Below are 17,618 nucleotides of genomic sequence, written 5' to 3'. Positions count from 1 at the left end.
ACCTCTTCTGTCATGCTCGCGCCGAGCGGTTTTGGTCCAGCCCATGTGATCTCCGTGGTCTTCGCAACCCTCGATCAATCACAACTGGCTGAAATCGCTCAACTCAATTTTCGGTCGGGCTCTGAGAGTTGGGCGGGCTCGCAAGTAAACCGTTCGATCCGTCTGCAACAGGTTGGCCGGCGTCGAGGCGACGACGAATCAAGGATCAATACACACTGCACATGCCGCAGCGCGACCCGGCGGGGTCCGCGCAAAGTCACAACGGTTCGTACCGATCCGCCACCCAACTTGGGTTGTAACTTGGGTTGCGCGGCGCAACATCCAAAAAGCCAAATGATTACAACGGACTATGGCGGAGAGGGAGGCGCTCGGAGCGATGTACGGCAAGGATGCCGCGGCAGGTGTTGGTTTCATTGGACCCGACTCGCAGTTCCAACGGGTTGACTCGGCATTCCGGCGTAGCAACTGCAGTCAACCTCGAAATCGATGGGCGCGCGATCGGCCCATCCACCACCCCGCTTCTACGCGTCGAGACGGGTCGCCAAATCTGACGCTTTAGGCTTGTAGTAGATTTGCAGCATGGAGAGTGAGCGATGTCCAGTAATTGCTGCCAGCTCCAGCACGTTCGAGAGCTTTGGTGCCATCGTCGTCGCAGCCTCCCGTCGGCTGTCGTGAAAACGAATATGTGACAGGCCCGCGTCGATCTTCGCTGCACGGAACAGTTTGTCCAGGTTTCCCGATTTTACCGGCACGACTGGCGAGGCGAGGTCGGGCTCTTTGACAATCCGCAGGAGCGTCATTGCCGCCTTCGACAACGGCACATCACGTTCATGACCATTCTTGGTCTTGTTCAAATGTGCTTGACGTTCCTCAAAATTGACGTCGCCCCAGCGGAGCGAGAGGATTTCGCCCTTCCGCATAGCGGTCTCCAAGGCCAGGTAGAAACTGAAAGCAACCCATTGGGCTGCCGTTTTCGGTTCGCTTGTTCCATCCCAGCCGAGCTGAGCGATTATCTGCTTTCGCTCGCTGACGGATACGCGCTGCGTCCGAGGACGTGGATTGCGGGGGCGCGTAACCAGCGTGCAAGGATTGACGGTAACGCCGAGCCGCCATTCGCGCATGGCGTGCGTGAATACGGCAGACACCAATCCCAACTCCCGATTGACCGTTGATGGCGATACCTGCGCCAACCGTTTGTCTCGCCAGTCGGCGATGTCTGGCCCGGTAATCGAGCGGATAGGCCGCTGGAAAATGGGATAGCGCCGTTTCAACATCTTGAGCCTGACCTTCTCCCATCGGGCACCGCCTTTGCCGGGCGAGATTTCGTCGGCATAGCGATCGAAGGCGTCGGCCGCGGTTGCGCCTTCGGAAAGGCCGGGATCGTTGATGACCGCTTCCGGTTCGCCCCCTTCGATGATCTTGCTTTCGGTCGTGATGGCCCACGCTTCGGCCTCCGCCTTGGTGTCGAAGGTCGCGGAGACGCTCTTTCCCTTGCGACGGACTTGGACTCGCCAAGCCTTTTTCCGCTTCTGGAAGGTTGCCATTTCCCGTATCCTCCTTTTTCCAATCAATCACGGAGCAGAGATAAATAGCTTGGCACACTTGGCACAATAGGGCTTCAAAACAAGTAAGTTCCCGTCAGCGATTGTAAAGGAAAATGAAACGATTTCAACGTCGTTTGCTAGAATAGATACTTAAGAAAGACTTGTAAGCGGCACCATCTCTCCAAAAACTGCGCGCGTCGCTCACCCTGTTCTGCGCCGCAAGAATCAGGATCTTGAACATCGCCACCGGGTCATAGGGCGAGCGACCACCCTTCGCGCCGTCGCCATAGGCCAGCGCCTTCTCCAGTGCCGGGCCGGAAAACCTCGAAGTCCACCACCCGCGCCATCGTCTCCAGCGGATCGCCGCAGTCCGACAGTCGCTTCAACTGCTTCGATGGTCCGAACAATCCCGCCTGACGCATTCGCCGCCTCCTGCCTTCAGGCGCAGTGAATCATCTTCGGCCAACTCACGCCAGGACTGTTGGGGGTGCCCAGGTGTCGCCCAATGGATTGCCATATGGCTTGTGGCATCGGGGTGCGGCCTATCCATATCGAACGCGGATTCCATCTGACCTGATCGACATCATCGGTCAGGCCCGGATAATCATTCGCTGAAGCCCGCCCTCGATACAAATCAGCTATCAATAATTTCGTTGTAGAATATGGACGATGAACTGTTGAAATCCTCAATATCTTGCAGCCAGGAATCCTAGATTGTCCAATATTCCTAGTACTTTGGCAATCGATCGCGAGATTCGCCGTCTGAACCGACTACGCTTTTCACCGGCAGTGGAAGCACAGTTTGATTCGGAAGGCGTGGAGCACCGCAAGCGTGTCGGCCACATTTCGCTGCTGGCTGGAATCATCATATTCAACGCGTTCCTTCTGGCCGATCAAAAGATCCTGCCCGATGTCTTCGGGTGGCTCGCCTTCGTCCGGCTGGGAATATTCACGCCGGTCTGCCTGCTCATATTATGGATCCTGCCCCGGACATCCACCACGTTGCAGATCGACACAATGGCGGTGGCGGGCACCGTCCTCGCCGTCCTGTTACCCACGGCGACCATGGTGTTCAGCCAGTCCCATTATGTCCTGATATATCAGTTCGCCAGCATGATAACGATCACCTATTTCACGCTCGTTCAGCGGGTCCGGGTCCGAATGGCTGCCATCGGGCTGGTGATCGTGGTCGCGGTCCAGCTTTCCTGCGTTTCGCTTCGGCCCGAGATCGATGGCCCGTCCTTTGCGTTTGTGGTCGATTTCTATCTGGCCGGCTCGGCGCTGCTGTTGATGGGCGCCTATATCCAGGAGCGGGTCGAGCGGCAGGCCTTTCTTGAGCATTTGCGCAGCGAGTTGCTGATCGAGCATATCGAATGGACCGCGCGCACCGACCTGCTCACGGGTCTCTCCAACCGCCATCACCTAGCGCAGCTTCGCGAGCAGCTGGCGACCGCTCCAGCAATGGAACCGATCGCGGCGATGATGATCGACATCGATCACTTCAAGACGTTCAACGATACGCAGGGACATCTGGCCGGGGACCACTGTATCCAGACGGTCGCAAAGGCGATCCTCGCCGCGCTGGAAGAGGCCGACCCGGGCGACGCCGCTCGCGGCCACGCATTCCGCTTTGGCGGCGAGGAGTTCCTGCTCCTGCTGATCGGATGGGACAATGCGCGGGCCGTAGAACTGGGAACCGCGGTCCGTCGCCATTTGCAGACGGCGCGCATCCCACATCCCGCGACGGGGGAAGGCGCCTGTGTGACCGCGTCGATCGGCGTCGCGACGTGCGAAGGGGACAGATACGATATCGACGACCTCATCGGCCGCGCCGATGCCGCACTCTACCGCGCCAAGCAGGACGGGCGTGATCGACTGAGGCTGGCCGCCTGATCCTGTCCTTTCGTCAGCACCAAGGATCAAGGCCGTACCGAAAGGCGTCCAGGCACCGGAACGCGCCTACGTCATGGATGAAAAACCATGGGACGGTCGGATCCCCCGGTTGTCGACCCAGGCGAAATGATACAGGGTATCTCGCAACTGCCATTTGCGAGATCGGCCCATGCTCCTGCCTGTCACCCCCCTGTCGTCGCCCGCTGCCCGTCGTCCGCTGCGCACCGTGGCGGTCGTCGCGAGTGGCCTGCTCCTCGCGCTCGGCACCGGGGGCAGCGCCGCGCCCAGGGAGGGCCGTACCGGCTATCTGACCCCCGGCGAGTTCGACGTGACGCAGGTGATCGAGCCCGCGCCGCGCAAGGGCGATCCGCGCTACGACACCGACCGCAAGATTTTCCGCGCGACGCGCAAGCTGGCGGATACGCCGCGCTGGCAAATGGCGACGAGCGATGTCGATACCTCGCCGCCCGCGCTGATGCGGGATTTCAGCTGCGCCGTGGGCGTCGCGCTGACGCCGGAGGATGCGCCCCTGACGCTGCGCCTCGTGTCGCGTGCCGGGGCCGACACCGCCGCGCAGACCAATATCGCCAAGAATGTCTATCGCCGCGCCCGGCCCTTTCATCAGGACAAGGGGCGGGTGTGCCAGCCGGTCGCGCAGCTCGCCGACAGTTTCGACTATCCCTCCGGCCACACCACCTGGGGCTGGACCTGGGCCTTGATCCTCGCCGAACTGGCGCCCGACCGCGCCGGGCCGATCCTGCGCCGTGGCCGCGCCTATGGCGACAGCCGCTTCGTCTGCGGCGCGCATAACGAAAGCGCGGTGGAAGGCGGCATGCTCTCCGCCAGCGCGACGATGGCGCTGGTCCGCACCAAATCGGCGTTCCAGGAGGATCTTGCCGCCGCCCGCGCGGAGATCGCCCGCCTGCGCGCCGATCCCGCAAGCCCCAGGCCGCAAGGCTGCACCGCCGAGGAGGCATTGGTGGCGCAACGCGTCATGCCGAAGCTCGACCGATGAAGCGTGCCCTATCCGTTCTGGCGCTGCCCTTTCTGGTGCTGATCAGCGCCACAGCGAGCGCGCAGGATTACAAGCCACGCGAGACCTTCGCGCCCTTCGACATGCCCCAGCCGGTCAATCGCTATCGCAGTGCGAATGGCCTGCCCGGCCCCGATTACTGGCAGAATCGCGCGGACTACCAGTTGCGCGTGGCGCTCGCCCCCGCGACCCGGACGATCGCGGGCACGGCGACGATCACCTATACCAACAACAGTCCCGACACGCTCGACGTGCTGTGGCTGCAGATCGACCAGAATCTCTACAAGCCGGGATCGCGCGGCGGCATGGCGAGAGGCGGTGCCCCGGCGGGCCATACCGACGGGATGGTGATGGAGGCGGTGAGTGTCGCGCTCGCCGGCGGTCCGGCGACGGCCGTGACGCCGCTGGTCAGCGATACGCGCGCGCAACTCCGCCTGCCGACCCCGCTCGCCCCGCATGGCAAGGCGGTGGTCACGATCCGCTATCACTATAGCATTCCCGAGGCCTGGGGCGGTCGCACCTCCTGGGGGAAATCCCGCGACGGCGATATCTACGACATCGCGCAATGGTATCCGCGCATGGCGGTGTACGACGATATTCGCGGCTGGGATACCGCGCCCTATCTCGCACAGGAATTCTACCTCGAATATGGCGATTTTGATTATTGGGTAACACTGCCCGCCTCGATGCTGATGGCCGGGTCGGGCGAGCTTGTGAACCCGCGCGAGGTTCTCACCCCGACGCAGGTCGCGCGGCTGGACACGGCGCGGGGCAGCGATGCGACGGTCGCGATCCGCAGCGTCGCGGAAATCGCCGATCCCACCTCCCGCCCCGCGCGCGGCGACACGCTGACCTGGCACTACCGGATGCGCAATACGCGCGACGTCGCCTTCGCCGCTTCGTCCGCCTTAGCCTGGGACGCGGCCCGCATCCGCCTGCCGGGCGGCGGCACCTCGCTCGCCATGTCCTATTATCCGGCCGAAAGCGCGGGCGACGCGCGCTGGGGTCGCTCCACCGCCTATGTGAAGGACACGGTCGAGCGCTTCTCGGCGCGCTGGTATCCCTATCCCTGGCCCGCCGCGATCAATGTCGCGGGGCCGACCAGCGGCATGGAATATCCAGGCATCGTGTTCGACGCGCCAGAGGATGCTGGCAAGGAACTGTTCTGGATCACCGCGCATGAGATCGGGCACAACTGGTTCCCGATGATCGTCGGCTTCGACGAACGCCGTCATGCGTGGATGGACGAGGGGTTCAATACCTTCATCGACGTCTATCAGTCCGACGACTTCAACCACGGCGAATATGGCCCCAAGCGCGACAGCGAATATGCCGAAGGCGGCGGCAATCCGGTCGACGAGATTCTTCCCGTGCTGGCCGACACGGCGGCGCCGCCGATCCTGTCCCGCGCCGATACGGTGGTCGAGACGTGGCGGCATCCCGTCACCTATTTCAAATCGGCGCTGGGCCTCGTCCTGCTGCGCGAACAGATATTGGGGCCGGAACGCTTCGACCCCGCCTTCCGCCGCTTCATCGCGGCCTGGGCCTATCGCCATCCGCAACCCGCCGATTTCTTCCGCGCGATGGAAAGCGAGGCGGGCGAGGACCTGTCCTATTGGTGGCGCGGCTGGTACGCCAACAACTGGCAACTCGATCTGGCGGTGACGGGAATCGAAACCGCGAAGGACGGCACGCCGCTGGTCCGCGTCGCCTCGCGCGACCGGCTGGTGATGCCGGCGACGCTGCGCGTCAGCTATGCCGATGGCACGACGCGCGATGTCCGCCTGCCCGCCGAGACCTGGATACGCCAGGCGTCGACAGCGGTGCCGGTGCCGGCGGGCAAGGTGGTGAAGGCGGAACTCGACCCCGACCACATGCTGCCCGATCGCGACCGCGCGAACAACATCGTCCGAAGCTGACGGCAGGTCGCGCGAAAACCTCTCCCGGGCCCTGCGCGGCCGATGAAGCCCCGCATCGGCCCGGCGGCCCGTGACATGAGGCTTGCCAATGCCGGACCATTGGCGGATGACCGACCGGATACGTCACGCCGGCCGTCGCCGGTAACACAAGGGCGACGATGGTCCTTATCAAGACTGGGTTGATCTATTTCGATCAGGCGATCCGCCACGGTTCGATCCGCAAGGCGGCGGAATCGCTGAACATCGCATCCTCGGCGGTCAACCGGCAGCTGTTGCAGCTCGAGGACGAACTGGACGTGCAACTGTTCGTCCGCATGCCGCGCGGGATACGTCCGACCGCGGCGGGCGAGGCGCTGCTGGCCTATATCCGCCGCTGGAAACGCGAGAGCGTCGCGCTGCGTCACGAGATGTTGCGGTTGCGTGGTGGGGAGCGCGGCCTGATCCGCATCGCCGCCGCCGAAAGCCTGGCCGACGACCTCGTTCCGCGCACCATCGTCCGCTACAAGGAACGCTATCCCCTGATCGAATTCTCGCTGCTGGCGGGGGACAATCACCGAGTGAAGGCGGAACTGCTGTCCAAGGATGCGGATGTCATCTGCGCCTTCGACCTGACCGGAACCTCGCGCACCGCGACCGTGGCGCATGTCCAGACGCCCATCGGCGTCATCGTGCCGCCCGGCCACCCGCTGGCCGAGCTCGACCAGGTGACCTTGTCCGACTGCGTTCCCCATGCGGTCGTGACGCCGCACGACGACTGGCTGAAGCAGAGCGTGCTGTACGATCTGTTCGACATGAGCGACGTGCCGCTCAAGCGGGTCGCCACGGTCGAGCGGATCGATACGCTCAAGAACCTGGTGCGCGCAGGGGTCGGCATCGCCTTCCTGTCGCGCATCGGGCTGGAGCGAGAGCTGGCGGCGGGCGAACTCTGCTGGATTCCGCTGGCCGAGGGGATCGTCCGCCCGGCCAGCGTGTCGATGCTGCTTCAGCGCGGGCGGGTGCTGCCCATCTATCTCAGCACCTTCGTCGACATGCTGAAGGAGGAATTCGCCCGGCTGGGCGACTAGCGGCCTTATCCCGAGGTCACCGCACGCGGCATGGCGGGCTCGGGCTCGGCCTCCACCGCGTCCGCCAGCCGCCGCGCGAGGAAGGCGCAGGCGATGAGCTGCAACTGGTGGAACACCATGAGCGGCAACAGGACGACGCCGACCTGCGCGGGCGGGAACAGCACGCCCGCCATCGGCACGCCCGTCGCCAGGCTCTTCTTCGATCCGCAGAAGCGCATCACGACTGCATCCTCCGGCGCCAGCTTCATCGCCCGCGCGATCAGCCCGGTCAGCACCAGCACCAGCGTCAGCATCAGCGCGCACCATCCGACGAGTTCCGCCAGTTCCAACGCCCCGACCTGCGACCACAGCCCCTGGGTCACCGCCGCACCGAAGGCGGTATAGACGACCAGCAGGATCGACCCGCGATCGAGCGTCGTCACCAGCCGCTTGCGCGCCGCGATCCAGTCACCGATCCAGGGGCGCAGCAAATGCCCCGCCGCGAACGGCACCAGCAGTTGCAGCACGATCGCCCGCACGCTGTCGAACGACAGATCGACTCCGCCGGTGCCGGGAAGCAACAGGGCGGCCAGCGCGGGCGTAATGACGATGCCCAGCAGGTTGGACAGCGAGGCGCTGCACACCGCCGCCGCGACATTGCCGCGCGCGATCGCGGTGAAGGCGATCGAGGATTGCACCGTCGAGGGCAGCAGGGTCAGGAACAACAGGCCGGTGGCGAGATCCGGCGCCGGCAGGCCGCTTGCCGTGATGGCAAGGCCAAGCAACGGGAACAGCACGAAGCTGGTCGCAAGGATCGCCGCATGCAGCCGCCAGTGCCGCGCCCCCGCCAGCAGCGCGCCGCGCGACAGTTTCGCGCCATGCACGAAGAACAGCGCGACGATCGCGGTATCGGCAGCGATGTCGAAGATCGGAACGCCGACGCCGCGCGGTGGCAGAACGGTCGCGAGCAGTACGGTCGCGAGCAGCATCAGAATATAGGGCTCGATGGTGGCGAGCAGTCGACGGATCATCGGGGCACTCCGGCACGAAAACGGGATCAACTGCCCCGATAGGTGGAATAGCTGTAGGGCGAGACGAGCAGCGGCACATGATAATGACCGCCGTCCGGCGCGATGCCGAAATCGATCGTCACCCGGTCGAGAAAGGGCGGATCGGGCAGCTTCACCCCGACCTCGCGGAAATAGTCGGCCACCGCGAAGCACAACGCATGGCGTCCCGGCGCGATCGATACGGCGGCCAACGCGGGACAGCGCCCGTCAGCGTTGGTCACCCCGTCGAACAGCCGCGCGCCATTGCCGTCGAGCAGGGTGACGGCGATGCCCGCCGCCGGCTTGCCATGCGTCGTGTCGAGGACATGGGTGGACAGGGTCGCGCTCATGCCGCCGCCTCCGTGCGCGGCCACGATCCGACGAATTCGGGCTCGTCATAGTCGAGATAGGCGGCGATCATGGCGTCGCGGTCGTCGAGGAACAACTGGTCGGCCACCCCCGCCACCAGCCGGGGCAGCGCGTGGCGCAGGCCCGACAGCGCCGAGGCCGACAGGCCCAGGCTGATGAGTCCCGAATAGTTGAACGCGAACAGCCCGTGCAGCGCCGCCGCATCGTCGGGCGTGCGCGGCAGGAACTGGAATTGCGGCCCAAGATAGGGATGCGCGTCGATCAGCGGATGCGACGCCGCCGCGTCGGCCGGGCAATAATGGTCGGACCAGCGCGCAATCCCATCGGCGACCAGTGCCAGTTCGGGCCGCAACGCCGGATCGGTGACCAGCCCGGTCGACAGGACGAGGAAATCGAACCTCTCCGTCCCGCGCGGGGTCGTGACCGCCACCGCGTCGCCGGTGTCGGCCACGTCCAGCCACGGGGTGCCGAGATGCAGGTGGAAGCCGGGCAGCGCCGAGGCGCGGTCGAAGGTGTCGTTGGTCGGCGGCTGGCTGCGGTCGAAAAAGGCGACCATCATCCGGTATTTGGCGGCATCGTCCAGCGCGGGAAAGCGGCCGATGATCCCGCTGCTCTCCATATGGCGGATCGGATTGACGCGGGGCAGCGCCGGACGGCGGACGAACACATGCGCCTCGGCCACCCCGGCGGACAGCGCCGCATGGGCATTGTCGAACGCCGAGGCCCCCGCCCCCAGCAATGCGATGCGTTTTCCGGCAAGCGCCGCATAGTCGATCGCCGCCGAGGTATGGGCATAGCGCGTGCCCGGCAGGCGATCGCGCACCAGCTCGGGAACATGCCAGTTGCCGCCCCCCTGGATACCCGTCGCCAGCACGACCTTGCGCGTCAGCAGCGGCGCATCGCCGGCGATGTGGACGCGGAACCGGCCGCCCAGCGGCTCGATCAGCGTGACCCGCGCCTCATTGCGCACCGGCAGGTTCAGCACGGCGCGATACCAGCGCAGATAGGCCATCCAGTCGCGGCGCGGGATCTTGTCCAGCGCGTCCCAGCCCGCGCTCCCATGCTGCGCCTCCCAGAAGGCGCGGAAGGTCAGCGAGGGCAGCCCCATGTCGATCGCGGTCAGATGCTTGGGCGTGCGCAGCGTCATCATCCGCGCATAGGTATCCCACGGCCCCTCATAGCCCGCCGGATTCTCATCGAGGACAAGGATGTTCGACACGCGCTCGCGCAGCAGCCCGAACGCCGCGCCCAGCCCGCTCTGCCCGCCGCCGACGATGATGACGTCATGGACATGGCCATCGGGCGTTTCCTGCGGCACGGTCCAGGCGGGGCCGCCATGCGCAAGCCGTTCGAGATCGGTCGCGACCTGCTGCGCCAGGGCGGCCAGGCCGATGGGTTGGGTCATGCCATGGTCTCCAGTCGCAGGCGGACGATGTGGCCGATCTCGGCCAGCGCCGTCGCCACCTCGGTCTCGCGGTCGTTGCTCAGGCGCTCGGCCATCGCGCGCAATATGCCCGCCCGGTCGGTCCGCCGGACGCAGATGACGAAGGGAAAGCCGAACTGGTCACGATAGGCGGCATTGAGCGCGTGGAATCGCTCGAACTCTTCCCGAGTCATGCGGTCCAGTCCGGCCGAGGCCTGCTCGCTGCGCGACTCCTCGGTCAGCGTGCCTGCGATCGCCGCGCGTCCCGCCAGTTCGGGATGGGCGCGGATCACCGACAGGCGTTCGTCGGGCGTCGCATCGGACAGCACCGCCGCTATGCCCTCCGCCAGATCGGCAAAGGGCCGCCGCGCCGCCGCCCGCTCCACCACCCATGGCGAATGCTCGACCACGCCACGATAGCGCGCCACAAAAGCATCGGGCGACAGCGTGTTGAAATCATGGATGTTGCAATCCCCATTGGTCATGATCCCGCCCCCTCGATCGAGACATGCGCGGCGACGACCTTCCAGCCATCGGGAAAACGGACCCAGGTCTGGCTCTGGCGTCCGCGCCGCGTATCGCCTTCACGGAAGAATTCGGCATTGGCGGTGGCATGGTCGCGGCCGAACGTATGGATCGCCACATGCCCCAGGCGACGCTGCGGCGATCCGCCCCGCCCCTTGCGAAAGGCGCGAATGGCGTCCGCGCCATAGAGCACCTCGCCCACGCCATAGCGGATCGTGGTCGGATGGTCGTGGAACAGCCGATCCATCGCCGGCACGTCATCGGCCATCAGCGCCGCTTCATAGGCGTTGAAGGCGGCGGTCACCTCTGCCACCACATCGGGTTCGTCGATCATCATGTCGGTCGTCATGCCGGGTGCTCCTGCTGCCAATGTCGTGCGATATCGATGCGGCGGGCGATCCATGCGTCGCCGCTGGCCACCACATGGTCGACGAAGCGGGCGAGCGCCGCCGCGCGGCCGGGCCGACCGGCGATGCGGCCGTGCAAGCCCACCGACATCATCCGCCCGCCCTCGCGGCGCAACTGCTCGAAGGTGTCGCGCAGATAGCGGAAAAAGGGCTCGCCATCGGCAAAGCCGTTATAGGCGACGAACTTCATGTCGTTGGCGTCGAGGGTATAGGGCACGATCAACTGCGCCCGCCCGCCATTGGCCTCGGCATGGCGACGATCCCAATAGGGCAGGTCGTCGGCATAGCTGTCGGCGTCATAGACGAACCCGCCCTCGGCGGCGACCAGCGCGGCGGTCGCGGGCGAGGTGCGCCCCTGATACCAGCCCAGCGGTCGCGTGCCGGCAAGGCGGGTGTGCAGCGCGATCGCCTCGGCGATATGCGCGCGTTCCACCTCGGGCGGGACATATTGGTAATCGATCCAGCGCAGGCCGTGGCTGGCGATCTCCCAATTGGCGGACAGCATCGCATCGACCGCCGCCGGATTGGCGGCCATGGCGGTCGCCACCGCGAACGCCGTCACCGGCACCTGCCGCTCGGCGAACAGCCGGTGCAGCCGCCAGAAGCCCGCGCGCGCGCCATATTCGTACAGGCTTTCCATCGCCATCGCGCGGGCAGGATGGCTAGCCGCACCGACCATCTCCGACAGGAACGCCTCCGACCCGGCATCGCCGTTCAGGACGCAATTCTCCGCGCCCTCCTCGACATTGACGACGAACTGGACGGCGACGCGCGCGCCGCCGGGCCAGCGGGGATCGGGCGGTGACGCGCCATATCCCACCAGGTCGCGCGGGCCGGTCATACGGCATAGCTTTCGAGCGCGGCATCGACCCCGGCCCCGGAGGGCAGCGTCATCCCCTCGGCCCGCAACACCGCCTCCAGCGCGGCCAACGTCAGCAGCACCTTATGCTTCATCGCATTGTAGCCCATCGCGCCGATGCGCCAGACCTTGCCCTGGAGCGGGCCGAAGGCGGTGCCGATCTCGATCTCGAAATCCTCGCGCATCCGGGCGCGCACGCGCTCGCCGTCCACCCCTTGCGGGATGACGATGCCGGTGACGTTGGTCATGCGGAAGCGATCGTCGCCGAACACCTCCAGCCCCAGCGCGCGGGCCCCGGCCACCACCGCCCGGCCCGCCGCCGCATGGCGCGCGAACCGTGCCTCCAGCCCCTCGCCCAGCGCGACACGGGCGCATTCGCGCGCGCCGTAGAGCATCGTCGTCGCTTCGGTATGGTGGTTCAGCCGCTTCTCCGACCAATAGTCCATGATCATGGCGAGGTCGAAATAGTTGGTGCCGATCCGCACCCCGCCGGCATCGGTCAGGTCGTCGCGACGAATGCCCTTCTCGACATGACGGCGGCCCAGGATGTGCTCGGCGGCGCGGGGCGAGATGGTGATCGGAGCCGATCCCGACGGACCGCCCAGGCATTTCTGCAAGCCGCCGGTGACGATATCCGCGCCCCAGCGGTCGGCGGCGATCTCCATCCCGCCGATCGTCGCGGTCGCATCGACATAGAGATAGGCACCCGCTGCCTTGCACAGCGCCCCCACCCCGTCGAGCGGCTGCGCCATGGTGGTCGAGGTGTCGCCATGGACGCAGGCGACGACCATCGGAGCGGTCCGCTCGATCGCGTCGGCGATGGCGTCGAGCGGCACGGTCTCTCCCCAGGGCACCGACAGCCGCTCGACCTGCGCACCGATCCGTTCGCCGATCTCCTGCAGCAACAGCCCGAAGCGGCCGAAATCGACGACCAGCAACCGGTCCCCCGGCGCCAGCAGCGACACCAAAGACGCCTCGATCGCCGCGCGTGCGGTGCCGTCGATCAGGAAGGTCCAGTGGTTCTCGGTCCCGAACACCGGCCGGTAGAGCGCCATCACCTGGTTCATATAGCCGGTCATTTCCGGGTCGAACTGGCCGAGCAGGTCGGCGCTCATCGCGCGCAGCACGCGCGGATGGGCGTTGACCGGCCCCGGTCCCATCAGCAGGCGCTGCGGCGGATCGATCTCGCCGAAAAGGTCAGGCGTCACGATAGTCTTCTCCCAATCGGTCGATAAAGCCGCGCATTGCGGCAAAGGCGGCATCGGCGTCGGCCGGATCGACATGTTCGGCCGGGTTGTGGCTGATCCCCCCGGCACAGCGAAGGAACAGCATCGCGACCGGCCCCAGCGCGACCATCGCCATCGCGTCATGCCCCGCCCCCGACATCAGCCGGCGCGAAGGCTGTCCGGTGGCGGCGACCGCCGCGTCGAGCAGGTCCATCAACCCCGGATCACACGGGCAAGGCGGCAGGTCGTGGACCGTCGCGACGGTCAGCGTCACGCCCCGGTCGCGCGCGATCGCGTTCATCACCTCGCCGATCGCGGCGGCGGCGCGGTCGCGGCGGTCGGTCGCGCCCGCGCGGATGTCGACGGTGAAGCGCACCTCGCCCGCGATCACGTTGGCCGCGCCGGGGGCGACCTCGACCCGCCCGACCGTCGCGACCAGATCGGACGCTGCGGCGACCGCAATGTCCTCGATCGCCGACACCATCCGCGCGGCGGCGGCCAGCGCGTCGCGGCGCAGGGGCATGGTGACGGTCCCGGCATGGCCCGCGACACCGTTCACCGTCACCTCAAGGCGGAGCTGCGCCGCGATGCCGGTCACCACGCCCAGCGCCAGCCCCTCCGCCTCCAGCACCGGGCCCTGTTCGATATGCGCCTCCAGATAGGCGAGCATGGTTCCAGGCGCGCGGCGCGCGGTGGCGAGGGCGGCGGCGTGGCTGCCGAACGCGCGCAGCGCGGCATCGACGCCGATCCCCGCCGCATCGGCCATGTCGGCCGCGCCGGGCGTCAGCGTGCCCGCCACCGCGCGGCTGCCCAGCATCGCGGCGGGGAAGCGCGACCCCTCTTCGTCGCCGAACCCGATCACCTCGATGGCGAAGGGCAGCCTGCGCCCCTCGGCATGAAGCGCGGCCACGCATTCGATGCCCAGCATCACGCCCAGCGGCCCGTCATAGGCCCCGGCATCGCGCACGCTGTCGAGGTGACTGCCGATCACCAGCGCGGGCGCGTCGGGCCGTAAGCCTTCGTAGCGGCCGATCAGGTTGACGGCAGCGTCGCGGCGCACCGTCATGCCCGCATCCTCCATCCACGCGCCGACGCGTTCGATCGTCGCGCGATAGGCGGGGGTCAGCCAGCCTCGGAACAGCCGGTCGGGCCGGTCGCTATAAGGCGCGCGCGACAGTTCGAGGCAGCGCGCCGCCGCGCGGGCGCCGGATGCGGTTGTCGTTACCATGTCGCCACCATCCCGTCGCTGCGCGGATCGGCCGCGCCCTCGATCATGCCGCCGGGATGGCGCAGGATCGCCCCGGCATGGCCCATCATCGACGACCAACCGGGCACGCGTTCGACCGCATGGCCCGCTGCCTCCAATTGTTCGTACAGCACCGGATCGAACCCCGCCTCGATCTTCAGCGTCGTGCTCTGATCGCCCCAGGTCCGCCCGAGCAGCCAGCGCGGGGCATCCACCGCCGCCTGCAAAGGCTGGCCGAACAGCGCGTGGCGGGTGAAGATTGCCGCCTGGGTCTGCGGCTGGCCCTCGCCGCCCATCGTGCCGTAAGCCATGACGCGGCCATCGTCGAACCGCGCCAGCGCGGGGTTCAGCGTGTGGAACGGCCGCGCACCCGGGCGCAGCCGGTTGGGACCATCGCCGTCGAGCGCGAAGGAGCATCCCCGGTTCTGCCACACGATGCCGGTCTGCGGCAGCACGACGCCCGATCCGAACTCGAAATAGGTGCTCTGGATGCAGCTCACGACCTGCCCCCGCGCATCGGCCGCGCCGAACCAGGTGGTGTCGCCCAGCGCCGGGGGATGCGGCCATGGCGCGGCGCGGGCGAGGTCGATCGCCCCCGCCATGCGATCGAGCGCGGCACCGTCGCCCAGCAACGCCTGCGCATCCTGAGTCATCGTCGCCGGATCGCCGACATGCGCGTCGCGCCAGCGGAACGCCTGCTTGGTCGCCTCGACCAGCCGGTGGACATGATCGAACCCATCGGCCTCGGCCGCGCGCAGCCGGTCGAACAGCGACAGGATCAGCAGCGACGCTACCCCTTGCGTCGGTGGCGGCAGGTTGAACAGGCGCGCGCCGGTGATCCCCACCTCCAGCGGCGCGACAGTCCGCGCGTCGAAGGCGGCGAGGTCGGACGCCGCGAGCGGACTGCCGAGCTGCGCGAGATCCTCGGCGATCGCCTGCGCCAGCGCGCCGCGATAGAAGCCGTCCAGCCCCTCCCCCGCCAATCGCTCCAGCGTCGCTGCCAGCGCGGGCTGACGGAGCATGTCCCCCTCGACCAGCGGACGGCCTTCGGGCTCGAAGATGGACGCATAGGCACCGGGCAGGTCGCGGAGCGCGGGCGACGCGACGGCGGCGACCTGTGCCCCGCCCGCCGTGACGATCACGCCGGTCCGGGCGTGGTGGATGGCGTCGCGCAACAGCCGGTCGAGCGGCAGGGTCGCGCCGCTCTGCGCCAAGGCCGCCCGCCACCCCGCGACGGTCCCCGCCACCGTGTTCGCCGCCAAGGGGCCGCGCCACGGAATGGTCGCATGGTCGCGGTACAGCGCGCGGTCGGCCGCCATCGCGGCCGCGCCGCATCCGTCGATCGCCCAGGTCCGTCCATCCGGCTCGGCGACCAGCCAGAAGCCGTCGCCACCGATCCCGGTCATGTGCGGATAGACGACGGCGAGGCAGGCTGCGGTCGCCACCGCCGCCTCCACCGCGCTCCCGCCCTCGGCCAGCACGTCGCGCCCGGCCTGCGCCGCCAGATGGTGCGGCGCGCTGACCATGCCGCGTGAGCAACGGGGGGTCGCGCGCATCATGCCGCCTCCACCAGAGCAGGAACGGGCGTACAGGCTACCAGCCCCGCCGCAACCAGCGCCGCCGCCGTGTCAAACAACAGCGCCTCACGCCCCGGCGCGGCGATCATCTGCACGCCGATCGGTAGCGCACCCTCCGCCTGGGCAAGCGGCACCGACAGGATCGGCACCCCCGCCAGGCTCAGCGGCTGGGTATGCAGGCCTAGATCGGCGCGCGCGGACAGCGTCTGCCCGTCGATAACGATCGTCGTCGCATCGATCCGGGGTGCGGGCATCGGCGTCGCGGGGGCCAGCAACAGGTCATGCCCGGCCAGTGCGTCGGTGACCTCGGCCACGAACCGCGCGGCGACCGTTTCGGCGTCGTGCACAGCAGCCACCGGCTGAAGCGCACCCGCGATCAACCGGTCGCGCGTCGCCGGATCGAACGCCATCGCGTCGCGGCGCAGCGCGGGCAGATGGCGATGGCCGCCCTCGGCCCCGGTCAGCAGGAAACCGGCGGATCGCGCCGCCGCGGCGGAGCCCAGCACGACCGGCGACCCCGCCTCCAGATGCGCCGCGATACGGTCGATCCCGGCAAGGACGGCGGGATCGGCCCGCCCCGCGAACCAGCCGCCCAGTGCCGCGACACGCAGTCGTCCGCCCGTGACCGGCGGCAACGCCTCGCCCAGCATCACCGCATGGGCGATGGCCAGGTCTTCCGGCGACCGGGTGAAGCATCCCACCGTGTCGAGCCGCTCGACAAAGGGATAGACGCCCTCGACCGACAGCGCGCCGAAGGTCGGCCGGAGCCCGAATATCCCGCACAGGCTGGCGGGCACGCGGATCGATCCATTGGTATCCGATCCCAGCGCCAGGGGGACCAGTCCCGCCCCGACCAGCGCCGCCGACCCGCCCGACGAACCGCCCGCCAGCCGGTCGGGATCGTGCGGGTTGCGGGTGGTGCCGTAATGCGCATTCTCGGTTGAGAAGCCATAGGCGAACTCGTCCATATTGGTCGTCGCAACCAGCACCGCCCCCGCCGCGCAGAGCCGCGCGACCACTTCGGCATCGCGGGTGGCCGCCGGGGCGGTGGCGCGGTGCCGCGCACCGGCGGTCGTCGTCTCCCCTGCGACATCGAACAGGTCCTTGACCGCAAAGGGGACACCCGCGAGCGGGCCGGGATCGCGCCCGGCGGCGACGGCCGCATCAACCCGCGCCGCATCGTCCAGCGCCCGCTGCCGCAACAGCCAGGTGGCCGCGTTCAGGCCATCGTGCCGCGCGATGCGGTCGAGCGTGTCAATCGCGACTTTCTGGGCGGACAGCCGCCCTTCGCGAACCTGGGCGGCGATGGCGCATGCGGTTTCGGGCAGCCCGCTCACTGCACCGTCTCCGCCAGGGCTTCGCGCACGACAGCATGATGCCGCGCCAGCAACTGCTGGTTGGCGACGACGCCGTCCAGCACCGCCGCCGGAAGGCGCAGCCCCAGGCGTTCCGCCTGAAGAATGGCGGCGTTGCGTTCGTCTTCCGTCGCCTGGGTCATGCTATCG

At 67.4% G+C, this 17,618-nt stretch carries 18 protein-coding genes; 4 read left to right on the top strand and 14 right to left on the bottom strand.

Annotated elements, in window-relative coordinates; genetic code table 11:
- Positions 1 to 521 precede the first annotated feature (521 nt).
- The 3 genes from ABDV78_RS13185 to ABDV78_RS13175 form a co-directional block, all read right to left on the bottom strand.
- Positions 522 to 1,544 carry a site-specific integrase gene (locus ABDV78_RS13185; RefSeq protein ID WP_343527844.1) on the bottom strand — a complete coding sequence of 341 codons (1,023 nt, stop codon included), beginning with the start codon at positions 1,542 to 1,544 and terminating at the stop codon, positions 522 to 524.
- A gap of 124 nt (positions 1,545 to 1,668) precedes the next feature.
- Positions 1,669 to 1,785 (bottom strand): hypothetical protein, encoded by a 117-nt coding sequence (locus tag ABDV78_RS13180; protein WP_343527843.1) that lies wholly within the window; start codon positions 1,783 to 1,785, stop codon positions 1,669 to 1,671.
- 10 nt (positions 1,786 to 1,795) lie between these two features.
- Positions 1,796 to 1,966, bottom strand: coding sequence for a hypothetical protein (locus ABDV78_RS13175; RefSeq protein ID WP_343527842.1), 171 nt, complete (start codon positions 1,964 to 1,966; stop codon positions 1,796 to 1,798).
- Between the two features lie 367 nt (positions 1,967 to 2,333).
- On the opposite strand from ABDV78_RS13175, the gene ABDV78_RS13170 reads away from it, so the two are divergent.
- The 4 genes from ABDV78_RS13170 to ABDV78_RS13155 all read left to right on the top strand — a co-directional run bounded on the left by ABDV78_RS13170 (position 2,334) and on the right by ABDV78_RS13155 (position 7,453).
- A complete protein-coding gene (locus tag ABDV78_RS13170; RefSeq protein WP_343527841.1) occupies positions 2,334 to 3,437 on the top strand; it encodes a GGDEF domain-containing protein in 1,104 nt (367 codons plus the stop codon).
- A gap of 169 nt (positions 3,438 to 3,606) precedes the next feature.
- On the top strand, positions 3,607 to 4,452 hold the full coding sequence (locus ABDV78_RS13165) for a phosphatase PAP2 family protein (RefSeq protein WP_343527840.1): 846 nt from the start codon (positions 3,607 to 3,609) through the stop codon (positions 4,450 to 4,452).
- Complete coding sequence (locus ABDV78_RS13160) at positions 4,449 to 6,389, top strand: M1 family metallopeptidase (RefSeq protein WP_343527839.1); 1,941 nt, start codon at positions 4,449 to 4,451, stop codon at positions 6,387 to 6,389. Before ABDV78_RS13165 ends, ABDV78_RS13160 begins: the two co-directional genes overlap by 4 nt.
- A 179-nt stretch (positions 6,390 to 6,568) precedes the next feature.
- Entirely contained in the window at positions 6,569 to 7,453 is an 885-nt protein-coding gene (locus ABDV78_RS13155; RefSeq protein ID WP_343527838.1) for a LysR family transcriptional regulator, read from the top strand.
- 5 nt (positions 7,454 to 7,458) lie between these two features.
- Here ABDV78_RS13155 and ABDV78_RS13150 read toward each other — a convergent pair whose 3' ends face one another.
- Genes ABDV78_RS13150 through ABDV78_RS13100 form a run of 11 tightly spaced genes read right to left on the bottom strand, consistent with a single transcriptional unit; the run spans position 7,459 to position 17,611 of the window.
- Complete coding sequence (locus ABDV78_RS13150; protein ID WP_343527837.1) at positions 7,459 to 8,463, bottom strand: bile acid:sodium symporter family protein; 1,005 nt, start codon at positions 8,461 to 8,463, stop codon at positions 7,459 to 7,461.
- Positions 8,464 to 8,489: 26 nt separating this feature from the next.
- A complete protein-coding gene (uraH, locus tag ABDV78_RS13145; RefSeq protein WP_343527836.1) occupies positions 8,490 to 8,831 on the bottom strand; it encodes a hydroxyisourate hydrolase in 342 nt (113 codons plus the stop codon).
- Positions 8,828 to 10,255: an NAD(P)/FAD-dependent oxidoreductase gene (locus tag ABDV78_RS13140; RefSeq protein ID WP_343527835.1), complete on the bottom strand. Its 1,428-nt coding sequence runs from the start codon at positions 10,253 to 10,255 to the stop codon at positions 8,828 to 8,830. The genes uraH and ABDV78_RS13140 overlap by 4 nt, the downstream gene beginning before the upstream one ends.
- Entirely contained in the window at positions 10,252 to 10,758 is a 507-nt protein-coding gene (gene uraD, locus ABDV78_RS13135; protein WP_343527834.1) for a 2-oxo-4-hydroxy-4-carboxy-5-ureidoimidazoline decarboxylase, read from the bottom strand. The genes ABDV78_RS13140 and uraD overlap by 4 nt, the downstream gene beginning before the upstream one ends.
- A complete protein-coding gene (gene hpxZ, locus ABDV78_RS13130) occupies positions 10,755 to 11,135 on the bottom strand; it encodes an oxalurate catabolism protein HpxZ (RefSeq protein ID WP_343527847.1) in 381 nt (126 codons plus the stop codon). Before hpxZ ends, uraD begins: the two co-directional genes overlap by 4 nt.
- Positions 11,136 to 11,143: 8 nt before the next feature.
- A complete protein-coding gene (gene puuE, locus ABDV78_RS13125; protein WP_343527833.1) occupies positions 11,144 to 12,046 on the bottom strand; it encodes an allantoinase PuuE in 903 nt (300 codons plus the stop codon).
- A complete protein-coding gene (locus ABDV78_RS13120; RefSeq protein ID WP_343527846.1) occupies positions 12,043 to 13,224 on the bottom strand; it encodes an alanine--glyoxylate aminotransferase family protein in 1,182 nt (393 codons plus the stop codon). Before ABDV78_RS13120 ends, puuE begins: the two co-directional genes overlap by 4 nt.
- A 37-nt stretch (positions 13,225 to 13,261) precedes the next feature.
- Entirely contained in the window at positions 13,262 to 14,518 is a 1,257-nt protein-coding gene (locus ABDV78_RS13115; protein WP_343527832.1) for an allantoate amidohydrolase, read from the bottom strand.
- A complete protein-coding gene (locus ABDV78_RS13110; RefSeq protein WP_343527845.1) occupies positions 14,512 to 16,092 on the bottom strand; it encodes a gamma-glutamyltransferase in 1,581 nt (526 codons plus the stop codon). The genes ABDV78_RS13115 and ABDV78_RS13110 overlap by 7 nt, the downstream gene beginning before the upstream one ends.
- Complete coding sequence (locus ABDV78_RS13105) at positions 16,092 to 17,450, bottom strand: AtzE family amidohydrolase (RefSeq protein WP_343527831.1); 1,359 nt, start codon at positions 17,448 to 17,450, stop codon at positions 16,092 to 16,094. Before ABDV78_RS13105 ends, ABDV78_RS13110 begins: the two co-directional genes overlap by 1 nt.
- Positions 17,447 to 17,611 (bottom strand): hypothetical protein, encoded by a 165-nt coding sequence (locus tag ABDV78_RS13100; protein WP_343527830.1) that lies wholly within the window; start codon positions 17,609 to 17,611, stop codon positions 17,447 to 17,449. Before ABDV78_RS13100 ends, ABDV78_RS13105 begins: the two co-directional genes overlap by 4 nt.
- Positions 17,612 to 17,618 lie beyond the last annotated feature (7 nt).

This window comes from Sphingomonas sp. (assembly GCF_039594485.1).
Lineage (GTDB): Bacteria > Pseudomonadota > Alphaproteobacteria > Sphingomonadales > Sphingomonadaceae > Sphingomonas.
This window is presented reverse-complemented; position numbering and strand designations above follow the sequence as displayed.